Source organism: Ligilactobacillus salivarius DSM 20555 = ATCC 11741 (assembly GCF_001435955.1).
GTDB classification, from domain to species: Bacteria; Bacillota; Bacilli; order Lactobacillales; family Lactobacillaceae; genus Ligilactobacillus; species Ligilactobacillus salivarius.
The window spans coordinates 65,120-81,252 of the sequence record NZ_AYYT01000003.1 but is presented as its reverse complement, the minus strand read 5'-3'; the positions used below and the strand labels follow the sequence as shown (position 1 = coordinate 81,252).

Annotated in this window: 21 protein-coding genes and 1 tRNA gene; 3 read left to right on the top strand and 19 right to left on the bottom strand. The window is 31.4% G+C overall.

Features of this window, described 5'->3' with window-relative positions; all coding sequences use genetic code 11:
• Positions 1 to 141 precede the first annotated feature (141 nt).
• Positions 142 to 215, top strand: a tRNA-Arg gene (locus tag FC55_RS02710).
• A gap of 80 nt (positions 216 to 295) precedes the next feature.
• Here FC55_RS02710 and FC55_RS02705 read toward each other — a convergent pair.
• The 4 genes from FC55_RS02705 to purE form a co-directional block, all read right to left on the bottom strand.
• Positions 296 to 1,273 carry a choloylglycine hydrolase family protein gene (locus tag FC55_RS02705; protein ID WP_003699826.1) on the bottom strand — a complete coding sequence of 326 codons (978 nt, stop codon included), beginning with the start codon at positions 1,271 to 1,273 and terminating at the stop codon, positions 296 to 298.
• A 113-nt stretch (positions 1,274 to 1,386) separates the two neighbouring features.
• Complete coding sequence (gene purB / locus FC55_RS02700; protein WP_003708065.1) at positions 1,387 to 2,682, bottom strand: adenylosuccinate lyase; 1,296 nt, start codon at positions 2,680 to 2,682, stop codon at positions 1,387 to 1,389.
• Positions 2,683 to 2,693: 11 nt separating this feature from the next.
• Positions 2,694 to 3,806 (bottom strand): 5-(carboxyamino)imidazole ribonucleotide synthase, encoded by a 1,113-nt coding sequence (gene purK / locus FC55_RS02695; RefSeq protein ID WP_003699823.1) that lies wholly within the window; start codon positions 3,804 to 3,806, stop codon positions 2,694 to 2,696.
• A 1-nt stretch (position 3,807) separates the two neighbouring features.
• Positions 3,808 to 4,296, bottom strand: coding sequence for a 5-(carboxyamino)imidazole ribonucleotide mutase (gene purE / locus FC55_RS02690; RefSeq protein WP_014568261.1), 489 nt, complete (start codon positions 4,294 to 4,296; stop codon positions 3,808 to 3,810).
• A gap of 204 nt (positions 4,297 to 4,500) precedes the next feature.
• Between purE and FC55_RS02685 the strand changes: the two genes are divergently transcribed.
• Positions 4,501 to 5,223 carry a deoxynucleoside kinase gene (locus tag FC55_RS02685; protein ID WP_003699820.1) on the top strand — a complete coding sequence of 241 codons (723 nt, stop codon included), beginning with the start codon at positions 4,501 to 4,503 and terminating at the stop codon, positions 5,221 to 5,223.
• Positions 5,224 to 5,286: 63 nt separating this feature from the next.
• On the opposite strand, the gene FC55_RS02680 is transcribed toward FC55_RS02685, so the two are convergent.
• The 5 genes from FC55_RS02680 to FC55_RS02660 form a co-directional block, all read right to left on the bottom strand.
• The gene (locus tag FC55_RS02680) at positions 5,287 to 5,607 is read right to left on the bottom strand and encodes a hypothetical protein (RefSeq protein ID WP_003699818.1); all 321 of its coding nucleotides are present in this window, start codon (positions 5,605 to 5,607) and stop codon (positions 5,287 to 5,289) included.
• Positions 5,608 to 5,893: 286 nt separating this feature from the next.
• Complete coding sequence (tsf, locus tag FC55_RS02675) at positions 5,894 to 6,769, bottom strand: translation elongation factor Ts (RefSeq protein ID WP_003699817.1); 876 nt, start codon at positions 6,767 to 6,769, stop codon at positions 5,894 to 5,896.
• A 93-nt stretch (positions 6,770 to 6,862) separates the two neighbouring features.
• Complete coding sequence (gene rpsB / locus FC55_RS02670; protein ID WP_003699815.1) at positions 6,863 to 7,660, bottom strand: 30S ribosomal protein S2; 798 nt, start codon at positions 7,658 to 7,660, stop codon at positions 6,863 to 6,865.
• A gap of 163 nt (positions 7,661 to 7,823) precedes the next feature.
• The gene (locus tag FC55_RS02665; protein WP_003699814.1) at positions 7,824 to 8,111 is read right to left on the bottom strand and encodes a GIY-YIG nuclease family protein; all 288 of its coding nucleotides are present in this window, start codon (positions 8,109 to 8,111) and stop codon (positions 7,824 to 7,826) included.
• Positions 8,095 to 8,853, bottom strand: coding sequence for a tRNA1(Val) (adenine(37)-N6)-methyltransferase (locus tag FC55_RS02660; RefSeq protein ID WP_003699813.1), 759 nt, complete (start codon positions 8,851 to 8,853; stop codon positions 8,095 to 8,097). The genes FC55_RS02665 and FC55_RS02660 overlap by 17 nt, the downstream gene beginning before the upstream one ends.
• Positions 8,854 to 8,942: 89 nt before the next feature.
• On the opposite strand from FC55_RS02660, the gene FC55_RS02655 reads away from it, so the two are divergent.
• The gene (locus FC55_RS02655; RefSeq protein ID WP_003699812.1) at positions 8,943 to 9,566 is read left to right on the top strand and encodes a lysophospholipid acyltransferase family protein; all 624 of its coding nucleotides are present in this window, start codon (positions 8,943 to 8,945) and stop codon (positions 9,564 to 9,566) included.
• Positions 9,567 to 9,724: 158 nt separating this feature from the next.
• On the opposite strand, the gene rpmF is transcribed toward FC55_RS02655, so the two are convergent.
• The 10 genes from rpmF to FC55_RS02605 form a co-directional block, all read right to left on the bottom strand.
• On the bottom strand, positions 9,725 to 9,901 hold the full coding sequence (gene rpmF / locus FC55_RS02650; RefSeq protein WP_003699811.1) for a 50S ribosomal protein L32: 177 nt from the start codon (positions 9,899 to 9,901) through the stop codon (positions 9,725 to 9,727).
• 82 nt (positions 9,902 to 9,983) lie between these two features.
• On the bottom strand, positions 9,984 to 10,529 hold the full coding sequence (locus tag FC55_RS02645) for a YceD family protein (RefSeq protein ID WP_003699809.1): 546 nt from the start codon (positions 10,527 to 10,529) through the stop codon (positions 9,984 to 9,986).
• Positions 10,530 to 10,605: 76 nt separating this feature from the next.
• Entirely contained in the window at positions 10,606 to 11,748 is a 1,143-nt protein-coding gene (locus FC55_RS02640; RefSeq protein ID WP_003709850.1) for a nucleotidyltransferase, read from the bottom strand.
• Positions 11,749 to 11,763: 15 nt separating this feature from the next.
• Positions 11,764 to 12,498: a class I SAM-dependent DNA methyltransferase gene (locus FC55_RS02635; protein ID WP_003699806.1), complete on the bottom strand. Its 735-nt coding sequence runs from the start codon at positions 12,496 to 12,498 to the stop codon at positions 11,764 to 11,766.
• Position 12,499: 1 nt separating this feature from the next.
• Positions 12,500 to 12,853, bottom strand: a complete 354-nt coding sequence (gene rsfS, locus FC55_RS02630) for a ribosome silencing factor (protein ID WP_003699805.1) — start codon at positions 12,851 to 12,853, stop codon at positions 12,500 to 12,502.
• Positions 12,854 to 12,875: 22 nt separating this feature from the next.
• Positions 12,876 to 13,475 carry a bis(5'-nucleosyl)-tetraphosphatase (symmetrical) YqeK gene (gene yqeK, locus FC55_RS02625; protein WP_081036599.1) on the bottom strand — a complete coding sequence of 200 codons (600 nt, stop codon included), beginning with the start codon at positions 13,473 to 13,475 and terminating at the stop codon, positions 12,876 to 12,878.
• Positions 13,468 to 14,100: a nicotinate-nucleotide adenylyltransferase gene (locus tag FC55_RS02620; protein WP_003699801.1), complete on the bottom strand. Its 633-nt coding sequence runs from the start codon at positions 14,098 to 14,100 to the stop codon at positions 13,468 to 13,470. The genes yqeK and FC55_RS02620 overlap by 8 nt, the downstream gene beginning before the upstream one ends.
• A gap of 18 nt (positions 14,101 to 14,118) precedes the next feature.
• Positions 14,119 to 14,430, bottom strand: a complete 312-nt coding sequence (gene yhbY, locus FC55_RS02615; protein ID WP_003699799.1) for a ribosome assembly RNA-binding protein YhbY — start codon at positions 14,428 to 14,430, stop codon at positions 14,119 to 14,121.
• Positions 14,431 to 14,451: 21 nt separating this feature from the next.
• Positions 14,452 to 15,573, bottom strand: a complete 1,122-nt coding sequence (yqeH, locus tag FC55_RS02610; protein WP_003699798.1) for a ribosome biogenesis GTPase YqeH — start codon at positions 15,571 to 15,573, stop codon at positions 14,452 to 14,454.
• Positions 15,560 to 16,099: a YqeG family HAD IIIA-type phosphatase gene (locus tag FC55_RS02605; RefSeq protein WP_003699796.1), complete on the bottom strand. Its 540-nt coding sequence runs from the start codon at positions 16,097 to 16,099 to the stop codon at positions 15,560 to 15,562. The genes yqeH and FC55_RS02605 overlap by 14 nt, the downstream gene beginning before the upstream one ends.
• Positions 16,100 to 16,133: the final 34 nt, after the last annotated feature.

Here is a 16,133-nt window from a genome sequence, read left to right as displayed (position 1 = left end):
ATTAAAGTTACACTTAAAACTATTTATAGTAATCATTTCTAATATCATTTAAAAAATATTCTTCTAACAAAAAATATTATTATTTAGAAAAAATCAATTGACATTTATAAGTATATACCATATAATAATTTTTGTTGTGATGGTCTGGTAGCTCAGCTGGATAGAGCATTCGCCTTCTAAGCGAACGGTCGTGAGTTCGAATCTCACCCGGATCATTTCATAATTGTTAGATCAGGATTTTGTCCTGATCTTTTTTATTTTTAGTTGCAGATTTTGAAGTCTGCAACTTTTTTTATTAACTTAACATTTGTGGATTCCATATATTCGATACATTAAATACTATCGGTTCTGTATTTTGTACTAGCTCTTCATCTAATTTAATTCCACTAACCGTAGCTTGCCCATTTGCTTGATAATAATAAGTCCTATCCTCTGATACCGCAACTGCTCTATAAACTGTATACGTCGGTCTATGTGCTTTACTCTTAGGAATTGAAACTGTATCTAATATACCAAATGCTAACGATACGGCTTCATCGCGTGTTTTAGGCATATCAACAAGTTCCTTTAAATAAGATGCACGAATAAATCTTTGGCTTGGAGAGTAAGATCCTGGTGGTGTCTTCTTGCCACCCAGTTTTCCAGTAGTTACATGAAATTTTCCATATTTAATCGAATTTTCTTTAAATTCATCAGTAAATTCCATATAATTTTCTAATTTTGCCAACTGACGCTCAAATTTAGGCATATTAGTTACTACCCCTAAAGGATTATCAATTATTCTCATTGGGTGCTGACTAGGTTCAACTACAATATTTCGTCCACTCTCATCTGAAAGACTAAAATGTAACTCTGATCCACCATGTTTTGTATTATTAATTACATTACTCATTAGTTCAATTTTCTCTATATTTTCTTCTACTTCAGTTACTGAAGAAAAATTTCCAAGTATATAAGTAACAAATTCATATGCTTCAAGTTGGATTTTATCATCATGCTTATCATCAACCAATTGTGCTCCATTAGAAAATGTCAATTTTTGGGCCATCAACCCACATTCATTAACTCCATCACTTAAATCAATATAATTATTATCTTGAAAACCTCCACCAACTATAGCGTATTTGTTTATATATTTTTTATTATCAAATGCTGATTTCCACTGATATCCCCTGGGAACATACATAGGTTTCACATAAAGATCATACCAATCCATTGTTCTTCCCATAACATGTGTTCCATCTTCAGAAATAACACTAACACTTGTACACATTTCATCACTTCCTTCAAATTACTTTTATCATATAATTATCTCAAAATACAAGTATTTTAAACCAAAAAAACAGAAGCATATTATAAAATACACTTCTGTTAATATATATTTTATTATTCTAATCCCACGCGTTTAAAAATATCATCTACATGACGTAAATGCCAATGATAATCAAACGCATCATCTAAATCTTCTTTGGATAAACGCTTAGAAATTTCTTCATCTTGCTCTAACAAAGGACGGAATGGAACTTGCTTATCCCAAGATTCAGCAGTTTTTGGTTGAATTAAGTCGTATGCCTCTTCTCTACTCATTCCTGTATCGATTAATTTCAAAAGTACACGTCCACTATAAATCAATCCGAATGTTCTATCCATATTACGTTTCATATTTTCAGGGAAGACTGTTAAATTCTCAACAATCTTTCCAAAACGATGTAACATGTAATCAATCAAAATTGTAGTATCAGGTAAAATTATTCTTTCTGCTGATGAATGAGAGATATCACGTTCATGCCATAAAGAAACATTTTCAAAGGCAGTTACCATATGTCCTCGGCAAACTCTAGCTAATCCGCAGATATTTTCAGAACCAATAGGATTACGCTTATGTGGCATTGCAGAAGATCCCTTTTGACCTTTTGCAAAATATTCTTCTACTTCACGTGTTTCAGATTTTTGCAATCCTCTAATTTCAGTTGCAAATTCTTCCAAACTTGTAGCAATTAAAGCCAATGCAGATAAGTATTCAGCATGTAAATCTCTTGGTAAAACTTGACTAGAAATTTCTTGTGCTCTAATTCCTAATTTATCACATACATATTTTTCAACAAAAGGATCAATATTTGCAAATGTACCAACAGCACCACTAATTTTACCAGCTTCTACACCTTTAGCAGCATGTTCAAAACGTTCAATATCACGATTAATCTCAGAATACCATCTTGCTAATTTCAAGCCAAATGTAGTAGGTTCTGCATGGACTCCATGAGTACGTCCCATCATAACAGTATTCTTATACTTTTTAGCTTTACGAGCAACAATTTCTTTAAATTCTTGTAAATCTTTACGTAAAATATCATTTACTTGCTTTAATTGATAACCATAGGCAGTATCAACGACATCTGTACTCGTCAACCCATAATGTACCCATTTCTTTTCATCACCTAATGTCTCAGATAAAGCACGCGTAAATGCAATAACATCATGATGTGTTACTTCTTCTATTTCTGCAATACGATCTACATTTATCTTTGCATTTTTCTTTAATTTTTCAACATCTTCATCAGGAATATGACCAAGCTTTGCCCAAGCTTCATCCGCAGCTAACTCAACTGCTAACCAACATTCGTATTTCTTTTCATCATTCCAAATTGCTGCCATTTCTGGACGTGTATAACGTGAAATCATTTTACTCTCCTTTAATCCCATACATGAGTTGATACAATCTCATCAAGTGTTTTATTTATATCATCTGTTAATATTGTAACATGTCCCATTTTTCTATCAACACGAATTTCACCTTTACCGTAATCATGGAATTGCCATGTAGGTTTTTTTGATATCAATTCTTGTGTTTTCTCAACATGTTGTCCTAAAACATTCACCATCACTACTGGCTTTAATAGCTCAATTTTAGGTAATGGCCAATTACATATAGCTCTATTATGAATATCAAACTGTGAAAAATTACATGCTTCTATTGAGTAATGTCCCGAATTATGTGGTCTAGGTGCTAATTCATTTATGTAAATCTCATTATCCTCGCCTATAAACATTTCAATTCCTAAGATTCCACACAAATTCAAACTTTCAGCTACTTTTACAGCTGTTTCTTTTGCTTTTTCTTGTAATTCACTTGAAATTCTAGCTGGTACAATACTTTCATGTAATATCTGGTTACGATGGATATTTTCGCTTACTGGAAATACAGTAATCTCACCTCTAAGGTTTCTTCCTACCATTACCGAACATTCCATTTGAAAATTTATTTTTCCTTCTAAAATGCATTGTCCTAACTTTATAATTTCATCAGCTTCAACTAAATCTTTTTCTGAATTGAGAACTAATTGTCCCTTACCATCATACCCTCCTTCGCATGTTTTTAAGATTGCTGGATAACCTATTTCATTTATCTCTTTTTCTAAATCTGAAAATTTATTTATCTCAGCAAATGGGGCTACTTTTAACCCACTTTTTTGCAAAAAAGTTTTTTCTCTTATTCTATCTTTAGTAATTCTTAATAATTCCGTACCTTGAGGGATTTCTACTTTGCTACTAACATTCTCTAATGCGTTAAGATCAACATTTTCAAATTCATAGGTTAATACATCGGCCTTATCAGCTAGTTCCTCTATTGCGTCTATATCATCATAAGGTGCTACAATCTGTTCATCTGAAACTTGTCCCGCTGAGCAATCTGGATTAGGATCCAAGATTATAACTCTCATTCCAGCTTTTTTTGCAGAAAATGACAACATTTGCCCTAACTGTCCTCCACCGATAATTCCAATTGTTTTTCCTTGCATTATCATACTATCCAAGTTGCTCACCGCTCTTTTCTGCATCATCATGCTGTTTTTTTCTAAATAAAACTAATTTTTCAGCTATTTCTTCATCATTAATTCCCAAAATTTGCAACGCCAATAATGCTGCATTCTTAGCACCTGAAGCACCAATTGCTGTAGTAGCTACCGGAATTCCAGCTGGCATTTGTACAATCGACAATAATGAATCCATTCCATTTAATGCACGAGATTTAACTGGGACTCCAATAACCGGTAGTATAGTGTTAGCTGCTACCATTCCCGGAAGATGTGCAGCACCACCAGCTCCAGCTATAATTACTTTTAACCCTTTATCCTTTGCAGTTTCAGAAAAGACGAACATTTCTTTTGGCATTCTATGAGCTGAAATAACTTTTTTATCATAGTTTACTCCAAAATTTTCTAAAATTTCAGCTGCCTCTTTCATAGTATCCCAATCAGAAATACTACCCATTACAATTGCTACTTCTCTTTTCAAAATTATCCCTCCTAGACAAACATAGAATAGCAAAATGCGCCTTAGATGTCAAAGTAAAATTCGAATTTTATTTTTAAATACGTGATAAAAAACACCCTTATATCACAAAAACACGAACTTTATCATTAAATAATAATATTTTGGAATTATTGCTTTACTTAAGGTAAAATTAAATGTAAGTTTATTTTAACGGAGGAATTACTTTTGATAACTTTAGCTGGAATTATTGGTTCTGGAAAGTCTAGTTTAACAAAATTATTATCTCAAGAATTAAATACTACACCTTTCTTTGAACCAGTTACTGATAATCCTGTTTTACCACTATTTTATAAAGGAAATGAATTGGCAGCAAAAAAAAGAGCTGCTGGCGCTACCGATGTAACCAATCCTTATACTTACCTTTTACAAACTTTCTTCTTAAATCGTCGTTTCAAAATGATAAAAGAAGCTATGCGTGGGGATAACAATATATTAGATAGATCTATTTATGAAGATGCTATGTTCATGAGAATGAATACAGAATTAGGTAATGCAACCCAAATAGAGTATCAAATTTATCAAGAATTATTAAAAAATATGCTAGATGAAATTAAATTAGCAACCCCTAAAAATCATAAAGACTTGATGATTCTAATTAAAGTTTCTTATCCTACAATGATCAAGCGTATTGAAAAACGAGGACGTGAATATGAACAGGTTACAAATGATCCTTCTTTAGTAGATTACTATAAACGATTATTAGAATTCTACGACGAATGGGAACGTACTTATGATAAATCCCCATTACTAGTAATAGACGGCGATAAATACGATTTTGTAGAAAATAAATCAGATCGTCAATTTGTTCTCAATACTATTGCTGATACTCTTTTAGACATGGGAAAAATATCTAGAGATGAACATTTAAAACTATATACTGAAAATTAAAAAATCCGTTCAAGAATTTTAACAAGTTCTTGAACGGATTTTTATTTAATTATTGTTCATTTACTATTTACTACGTTTTTTATTTGATATTTCTTTACCTTTTACATATCTCTTAGAATGTTTCTTTAAATATTGTAACAACTGTGCCTCATTTCTGAATTCACGCGGATGTTGCTGTCCATGTAAACGTAAGGAAATCTTATTAATCTTAATTCTTCCAGTCCATGTATACGTATATTCGACGATAAAGCGATTATTCATTGTTTTTTCATCGATTCCAAATTTTAATACATAAACTCTCTCAGGAACCATTAGTGGATTAACGTGTTCTTTTTCATAGTAAACTCCATTGGCCTTCAAAAAATTCTTTGTTTTCCTCAGCATGTCCAACCCTCCTTTGACAATTTCCTACAAAATTCTTTCACATGTAATTATACCATACATTAGCTATAAAGAATCTTAATTTTAAAATTGATCACTATATTTATACAAAATTTGATTATAACATAATATTATTCTTTTACAAGTGCTGAATTATTATTTTATTTAACATTAACTAAGTAGTATTTCCTATACGACAATCGACATAAACTTATTAATACTATATAAAAGTATAAAAAAATTGCCATAAACGTTGATAAACCAACATTTACAGCAACTAAATTAAATATTATTTAATTTGAGACATTACTTCTTCAGCAAAGTTTTCTTCTTTCTTTTCGATACCTTCGCCAACTTCATAACGAACAAAAGATTTTACCTTACCATTCTTAGAAGCAACATATTTTGCAACTGTTAAATCAGGATCCTTAACAAAGTCTTGATCATCCAATGCAACTTCTGCAAAGAACTTGTTCAAGCGACCAGCAACCATTTTTTCAATGATTTTTTCTGGCTTACCTTCATTCTTAGCTTCTTCTGTAAGAACTTCCTTTTCATGTGCAACTTCAGCTTCTGGAACTTCATCACGGTTTACATACTTAGGATTAATAGCAGCAACGTGCATAGCAACATCCTTAGCTGTAGCTTCATCAGCACCTTCTACTACTGACAATACAGCAATACGTCCACCATCGTGTAAGTATGCACCAAAGTTGTCAGCGTCTGCCTTTTCAACAACTTCAAAGCGACGTAAACTAATCTTTTCACCAATAACTTGTGTAGCTTCAATTAATTCATCGTTAAGAGTACCTTTATCTGTCTTTAATTGTAAAGCAGCTTCTACATCAGCAGGTGTGTTTTCAGCAATAACGTCTGCAATATGCTTTACTAATGCTTTAAATTGATCATTTTGTGCAACAAAGTCTGTTTCAGCGTTAACTTCAACAATAACAGCCTTATTACCATTTACAGCAACGTTTGCTAAACCTTCAGCAGCAACACGATCACTCTTCTTAGCAGCTTTTGCCATACCTTTTTCACGTAAGAAATCAATAGCTTTTTCCATGTCACCTTCTACAGCAACTAAAGCTTTTTTAGCGTCCATCATACCAACGCCTGTTTTATCACGTAACTCTTTTACTTGAGCAGCAGAAATCTTTGCCATCTTAATTGGCCTCCTTAAAATTAAAATTACTAAAAAAGCTGTCTCAAACTGAGGCTATTTGCCCACAAATTCGAGACAGCCTAAGTTAACTAACTATTCAGCATCTGTGCTATCATTGTCGCCTTCTACAGCTTCAACGATATCTTCGATTGAATCAACTTGATCATCTGTATTTTCAAATGTATCTTCAGTAACAGGTGCATCATCTTCACCTTGACGACCTTCAATGATAGCATCTGCCATCTTAGAAGTGATTAAACGAACTGCACGAATTGCATCATCGTTTGATGGAATCTTAACATCAATTTCATCAGGATCAGCGTTTGTATCAACCATAGCAACAATAGGAATGTTCAACTTTTGAGCTTCCTTAACAGCGATACGTTCTTTACGAGGATCAACGATGAACAATACATCAGGAATACGTGGCATATCTTCAATACCACCAAGGAATTTTTCTAAACGATCTCTTTGTTTAATTAACAAAGCAACTTCCTTCTTAGGTAAGCGATCAAAAGTACCATCTTCAGCCATTGCTTTGATTTCTTTTAACTTCTTAATACGCTTTTGAATTGTATTCCAGTTAGTCAAAGTACCACCTAACCAACGATGGTTAACATAGTATTGACCTGCACGCTTTGCTTCTTCTTCGATAGCTTCTTGTGCTTGCTTCTTTGTACCAACAAATAATACTACGCCGTCATCACTTGCAGCATCTTTAATGAAGTCATATGCATCATCAATTAACTTAACTGTTTTTTGTAAGTCAATGATGTAGATACCGTTACGTTCTGTAAAGATATACTTCTTCATCTTAGGGTTCCAACGACGTGTTTGGTGACCAAAATGTACACCAGCTTCTAGTAATTGTTTCATGGTAATAACTGCCATTACAATTTACCTCCAAATAATTTGTTTTTTTATCCTCCCACATGTTCAATTGTTAAAAAACTCTGACGAGCAACTTTTTAACTATCGCATGCAGTGTGAATTGTGTCTTACACACTTAAAAGATTATACTTTATTATTGTATGAATTGCAATGATTTTATTAATCATTCAATTAAATTTCTATCTACACCATGTTCAACTAAATATTTATTTTTCTTTTCTCTAGATTGATGCTTAAATGCATATTCTTTTTTTAAAGCCATACTTTTAGAACTAAATTTTTCATGATAAATCATTTCAACTGGTCTACGTTTTTTTAATCTTGTGTATTTAGCACCTACTCCATCATTATGTTGATTTAATCTCCTAATTAAATCAGTCGTAAATCCTCCATATAAAGTATTGTCTGCACACAATAATACATAGAAATAATAGCTATTTTCCTTTACCATATAAAAGTTCCTCTATAACATTAGTATATTTTCCATTATCTTCAGACACAATTATAGGTGGAAGGTAACGAATCCCACCATCTTTTCCTGCTTTTATACCTTGAACTAATACAATATTAGCTTCCTTATCTTTTTTTGGATATACTAATTGAATTTTTTTTGGAGCAATATTGTGTTTTCTCATTAAATCTAACATTTCAAGTAGCCTATCAGGTCTATATACAAAATTAGCCTTCCCACCAAATTTCAAAAGTCCACTTGTAACTTCTATGACTTGTTCTAGAGTTACCTTAATTTCATGTCTTGCAATAGCATAGTACTGATTAGGATTTTTTTTACTTGTTTCCAAATTAGCGAAATACGGAGGATTACATACCACCATATCAACCGAATCTTTTGATATCAAACCTTGTAAATTATTTAAATCCTCATTTAAGATTGTGATTTTATCTTCTAAATTATTCAGTAATATACTTCTTCTAGCCATATCAGCTAATCTTTTTTGAATCTCTACTTGGATTATTTTTCCATTCACTTTCTGACTCAAAAAAAGACCTACTGCACCATTTCCTGCACATAGATCCACTATCTTAGAATTCTTTTTCTTCAATGAGTCTGCAAAGTCAGCCAATAAAACAGCATCTATTGAAAAAGAAAAAACTTCGCTACTTTGAATAATTTTTATCTTTGATGAATACAATTGATCAATTCGTTCATTAGATAGTAATATATCCTCATGCATTATAAAACCTCATTTTTTACTTGCAACTTAAAAATTTTTTTCATACTATATGATAGTAGTATAACAAATTATAGAAAGGTTGTCGCTCAATGTTTTATTCTTTCATTCGTGTGATAGTTCGTATTATAGTTTACATTGTTAATGGAAAACCTACATATTTAAATAAAGAAAAACTTCCAACTGGAAATTATATTTTAGTCGGCCCACATAGGACTTGGTTCGATCCTTTATATTTTGCATTAGCTGCTTCTCCAAAGAAATTCTCTTTTATGGCTAAAGAAGAATTATTCAAAAATCCTATATTACGATTCATTCTTGTACACGCCAATGCTTTTCCTGTTAATCGAGAAAATCCTGGACCTTCAGTTATTAAAACTCCTGTTAAATGGTTAAAAAAGAAAGATTTATCACTTATCATGTTTCCATCTGGAACTAGACATTCTCAAAAACTAAAAGGTGGAGTAATTTTAATTGCTAAACTTTCAGGAGTTCCTATTGTTCCTGCTGTGTATCAAGGGCCATTAACCTTTAAAGGACTTTTAACTAGAAAAAAAACTACAGTTGCTTTTGGAGATCCAATCTATTTAGATAGGAAAATGAAAATTAACGATGAAAATCAGAAAATTATTATTGAAAAAATGGAACAGCAATTCAATAGTTTAGATAAATCTATTAATCCTGATTTTAAGTACATTGATGTGTCAAAAAAATAATCCAGTTTTCAAAAAAGTACGATAAAATTATTATCTCAAATTTTATCGTACTTTTTATTTAGTAAATATTAAAATAACGCTTTTCTTTCTGAATAAAGAAAAGCGTTATCCAAGTTATTAAAGGGCCATGGTCCCTTTAATCTTAATTAATATTTCGATTACTTAGTTTTTACAACTTCCTTGTCACCATAGTATCCACAACTTGGGCATACATGATGTGCTTTACGTAATTCACCACAATTTGGGCAAGCACTCATACCAGGTACTTGTAACTTGTAATGTGTGCGACGTAATCTCTTGCGAGTTTTAGATGTTCTACGTGCTGGTACAGCCATTATTAGACACCTCCTTAAAACAATAAATAAATCTACCAAGAAAGATTCTACTTGTTATTCACAAAATTTGCAATAGCTATTACTATTTATCTTCATCAAAGAAATTCTTTAACTTAGCTAATCTTGGATCAATATTATCTTTCTTATGATTGTTTTTCTGCAACTGTTCCTCACGAATGACACTCCAGTCATTACCAGACGGCATAACCGCGTCATCTCGTTTCTCATCTACAGATAAAACCTGCATAGGAATTTGTAACAATATATTGTCTTCTATAACATCTGCAAGATTCAGTATATCATCTTTTAATACAATAACGACATCCGTATCTTCAAAATTTGATAAATTCGGATTATAATGACTTAAATAATGCTCTGTTACATCAAAATTAAGTTCTAAATCGACTGGTTGAAATGAACGACTAGAAGGTAAGGTTACTGTACAGTTAACCTTCATATAGCCTAAAACTCCTAATTCGTCGACAGAAAACATTCCATCAACATGTACTGTTGAAACTTTTATAATATCAGATCTTCTAGATTTTAATGCTTCATTCAAATCTAAATTCTCTGTAAAATGGATTGGAGCTTCACTTGCTTGATTTAGCTCTTTTAAAGACCATTTCATGTTATATTCCTCCCAATGCAACAAATTTGATTATAACTTTCATTTAAACCTTTGTCAATGTTTTTTCCTTGACACCTCAAAATATCAATGGGGCTCTTTTTAAATCTTGCTCTTTATAATTTTGAGATTGATAAATTTTCCCAGCTCTATAATCAACATGATAAAAGTCATCTTTATCTTGTTGGGATATTTTAGCCAGTAATGGTATTTCACTATTTTTCTTCATTATATTCAAAGCTTTCTGTCCATTTTTCGTAAATCCTAATAAATGCACATAAGGAAATTTATTATACAAACTAACATCATTAACTTTCATTCCTACTAAAGTAGCAACTGATAATCTTGTTAGCCTAGTGTATGTGAATCTTTTTGATTTAACAGCTTTTAGCCATTCATCAAATGTCGCTTCCGTCTTTAGTTCTAAAGCTTTCTTTTTCATTCTATATTGAATTCCTTCAGCCATCCCGTAAATATTAGCTAACTCATCAATATCACTAGATATTAGTTTATATCTTAGAAATGGCCAAAAATCATCCCAAGAAACATATTTTTCATCCCTTAAATCTTGGTAGGAAGGAAGATACTTATCAACTAAATTATGGTCTTTAGAAAACAAAACTTTTCTGATTGCTGTAGCACTTGCGATATTACTATCAGGAGACAAAGACTTATCATGATAACCTGCAACATTTCTAGAGATTGGATTTAACTTTAACTTTTTTCCAAATTTCAAATTTGCCTTAGCATATGCCAAGCCTAAGACATCATTAGGTGAATCTATATTATGTCCTATTTTTGCCGCAACAGCTTCTTGGAATGCTTCAGCATAAGATATATTTTTTTTTGAAAATTCAGTACTATCTAAATTTTGAACCAACTGTGCATATGTCATAAAATCATACTCAGCATGTTCAGCACCAAAGAAAAGTTCTTCACATCCCATATTACTTAATATTCGTACCCCATTCTCAGCAAATCTATCGGCAGGTTGTACGCATCCAGCAATCGGTATCTCTACAACTACATCTACACCATTCAACAATGCTTGTCTTGCTCTTACCCACTTATCAACAATTGCAGGCTCCCCTCTTTGTAGAAAATTACCACTCATAGCAACAATTATGATTGATTCCGGATAAATCTCTTTAACTTTTTCTATTTGATATAGATGACCATTATGAAATGGATTATATTCTGCTATAATACCAATAATTTTCATTACTATCACCACTTATTAAATACTACATTTAAAGAACCAACGTTCAGTTTGTTTTTCTATATCTTCACGTCCAAATTCGGCACTTACTTCTATCTGATTAAAGCCAGCTTCTTTCAGCAATTCAATATAATCTCTTAATTCGTAAGTTCTTTCTTTATGAAGTTCATTAACTTTTTTATATGCATTAATACTTTCATCAAAAATGAAAAAAGTTAAATCATGTTCAACACTATGTTCATATTCTCCTAAGTATGTTGTCCATACAAAAGTTTGCTCATCATCACTGTAATTATACATATATCCTGGATATATTTTATCAGTCTTATATGGCGTTATTACATCAAACAAAAAAACACCATCTTTTTTTAAATGTTGTTTCACTTCTCTAAATACATTCTTTAATATTCTTTTATTAGGTAAATAACATAAAGAATCAGCAAAACAAGTTACAACATTATATTTTTCTAGACCTGATAAATCTTGCATATCACCAGCAACTAATGTTAATTCTATGTTTTTTTCATATGAATGCTGATATGCTAATGACAACATTTCTTCAGATAAATCAAATCCGGTTACATCATAGCCCTTCTTTGCAATTTCCACTGCAAATCTTCCAGAACCACATGCTAAATCTAAAATATTACTATTTTTTTCAAATTCATATCTATCAAAATAAGACACCCAATCCTTATACATTTGCGGATCCATTAATTTGTCGTACAATTGGGCGAACGTTGTATATATCATATTATTTTATCCAATCGGCAATATTTACTAATGGTGCATCAGACCATAGTTTTTCTAAATTATAAAACTGTCTAGTTTCTGTCTTGAAAACATGAACTACTACATCTCCTAAGTCTAATAATATCCAGTTTGCTCCATCTTTTCCTTCAATATCTTTAACATCAGCACCAGCTTCATAAACTTGTTCTTTAACTGCATCAGCAATAGCCTTTACTTGTCGTTCAGAATTAGCTTGTGTAATTACAAAATAATCCGCTAAAATACTAATTCCTTGAACATCTAATGCTACTGTATCCTCTGCTCTCTTACTATCAGCAGCTTTTACAACTATTTCTAAAAGTTTCTTACTATCCATTAATCAAAATCCTTTCAAATAATTACTCTGCTACCCATTTATTATAAGTTAATATAGCTTTAGGGTAGATAACTTTATCCTGACTTAACAAAAATTCTAAAACATGTTTAGTTTCATAACTAACAGCATCGTCTAAATTTGCTTTAGCAATTGTTCTAGCTAGCTTTACTCCTGGAAAACTGCGTCCCTCTTCAATGTAATCGGCAACATATATAATCTTATCCAAAGTTGTCATCTCAACATCACCTACAGTATGTCGTCTAACAGCATTTAAAATTTCTTCATTTTTAATTTGCAATTCATTTTTAATGATTTCTGCACCAACTACACCATGCCAAATAAAATTATTCCAATTTAGCAAATCTTTAGACAATTTTTCATCTAAAATTGTTTTTTTAAATTCTTCTGGTGTTCTTTCCTTAGCATAATCATGTACTAAAGCAGCAATACTTGCTTTTTCTGTACTATAATCATTTTGCTTAGCTAATTCGATTGCTGATTTTTCTACACCAAGTATATGTTTAAATCTTGACTCTTTTACTGATTCTTTTACTTTTTTTACCAATTCTTCTCGCGTTCCGGGAAAAATTCCCTCTGTATATTCTAAATCTAGATTATTCACGATACAAACCTTCTTCATGTATATAGTTTTCCACTTCTGGTGTCACTAAATATTTTATAGAACATCCTTGCTTTACATTTCGTCTAACTAAAGTTGAACTAATATCTGTCATTGGAACATCTACCCACATAATTGGATATTTACTTTCCTTTCTATATCCAGGTCTACCAACACCAACAAATTTTACTAATTTAATTAGTTCTTCTATTCTATGCCATTTTGGTAGATACTCAACCATATCTCCACCAATTATAAAATAATAGTCTACTTCTGGATTCTTCAATTTCAATTCCTTAATTGTGTCTATTGTATAACTTACACCTTTACGTCGTAACTCTATATCACTAACTTTAAATCCAGGCTCATCCATCGTACTAAGTTTCACCATTTTTAGTCGCTTTTCAGCAGAAATAGCTGTTTTTTTATCAATATGAGGTGGTTGGTAATCGGGGATAAACATTACTTCATCTAAATTTAATTGGCTTTTTACTTGTTCTGCAATAATTAAATGTCCTAGATGTGGCGGATTAAAAGTACCACCTAATATTCCTACCCTCTTATGTTTCATATTCGTTATTAATTCAGCCATGACTTTTATTTCAGGAATTGTTATTGTTTTAACCATTGTATATCCCTCTAATTTTTATAATTCTGCAACTTTTACTGAAATTTTTTGGTTTTCAGCCTTACCAGACTTTTTAAACAGAACTAACACATTACCTATTGTTTGAATAACTTGTGCATCACTATTATTCTCTATAAATTCTTTAACCTCTTCAACTTCCACTAGTGAATTTTGCAAAATATTAACTTTTAATAATTCTCTTTTATCTAATGCTTTTAAAACTTCATCTAACCATACTTCACTCAACCCATCTTTACCAATTTGAAAAATAGGTTTTAAATGATGAGCTTCACTACGTAAATATCGTTTTTGTTTTCCTCTAAGTTTCATATTACACATCTCTTTCTATACTTAAATCATTGCTTTTCTTATTAATACTCCTACACCTTCTGGAGCCCAACCAGCAACAATTGTATTTGGACTTAAACTTATCCAACCTAATCCTGAAAATACTAAGTCACTTTTTTCACTTATCTTAAATTCAAATCTGGTTAGTTTAGGCATTTTTTCCAATTCTTCTCTAGTAGGTGGTTGTAATAATTCTCCTGCATGTTTTTCATAAAATTTATCAGCATTTTGTAACTTTGTGCGATGTAATGGTAAATTATTATCAAAATATGCAATTACACTTGTGCGTCCGCCAGAAATATAATCAAATCTTGCTAAAGACCCTAAGAAAATGGTTTGTCCTTCATTTAATTGATAAACTTTAGGCTTGATTTCTTTTTGAGGAGAAGCAAACTTTAACGATTTTCCTGTTAAATAATGAGCCATTTGTTGCTTGTGAATAATTCCCGGTGTATCTATCAAATTTTTACCATCATCAAATGGTATTTCAATTTTATCTAATGTTGTCCCTGGAAAACGCGAAGTTGTAATTAACTCAGAAATACCTGTTTGTTGCTTAATTATACGGTTAATAAGTGTGGACTTACCAACATTAGTAACACCTACTACATATACATCTCTGCCTTTACGATACTTATCAATTAATTCTAATAAATTATCAATTTCATACCCTTTACTTGCACTAGTTAGTGCTACATCTATAGGTCTCAAACCTTGTTTATTAGCTTCTTGACGTAACCAGTCTTTAATCCGTGAACGTTTTAAAGACTTAGGTAACAAATCAGATTTATTACCTACTAACAAAACGTCATTCTTACCAACAAATCTATGTAGTCCTGGGATAACTGATCCATTAAAATCAAATATATCTACAACATTAACAATCAATGAATCTGATTCACCAATTTGATTTAGTAATCTTAAAAAATCATCATCTGTCAAACTTACATCTGCTATTTCATTATAGTGTCTCAATCTAAAACAACGTTGACAATACAACTCTTCTGTCTCTAACCCTTTTTTTACAGCAGATTCTGGTGTATACCCTAGTTCATTTGGGTTTTTAGATTGGATTTTAGCTCCACACCCAATACAATATAAAATTTCATTATTAGTTTCTGTCATCTAAGGAATGCCTCCATGATTTTTCCATTTTATTATTTTTTATTAAATTATTTTTTATGATTTTTTCTAACATCCTATTTGGCTTAGTATTCCATGCATCACTTTTAACTAAAGGTTTAACTAGAATACTCCTAATACCAGCATTATTAGCAGCAGCAATATCTGTCATTAATTGGTCTCCGACCAAAACAACTTCGTTATTCTTTAAATTATATCTCTTCTTAGCAATATTTATTCCTCTAACAAATGGCTTTAATGCCCTTGAGACAAATGGAAGTTCAAAACGTTCTACCGCTCTTTTTATACGCCTATGATTATTATTTGATACAACTATAACTGGTATAGATTCCTCTCTCATAACTTTTAACCAATTTCTGAGTTCTGGTGTACCATCTGGATTATTCCAAGCAATTAATGTATTATCTAAATCCGTTAAAATTGCTTTAATTCCATGATTTTTAACTTCTTGTGGTGTTAAATCATAAATAGATTCAATCTTCCAAGTCGGTATAAATCTTTTAAACATTGAAAATTCTCCTAATATTTTATCAATTTAAATT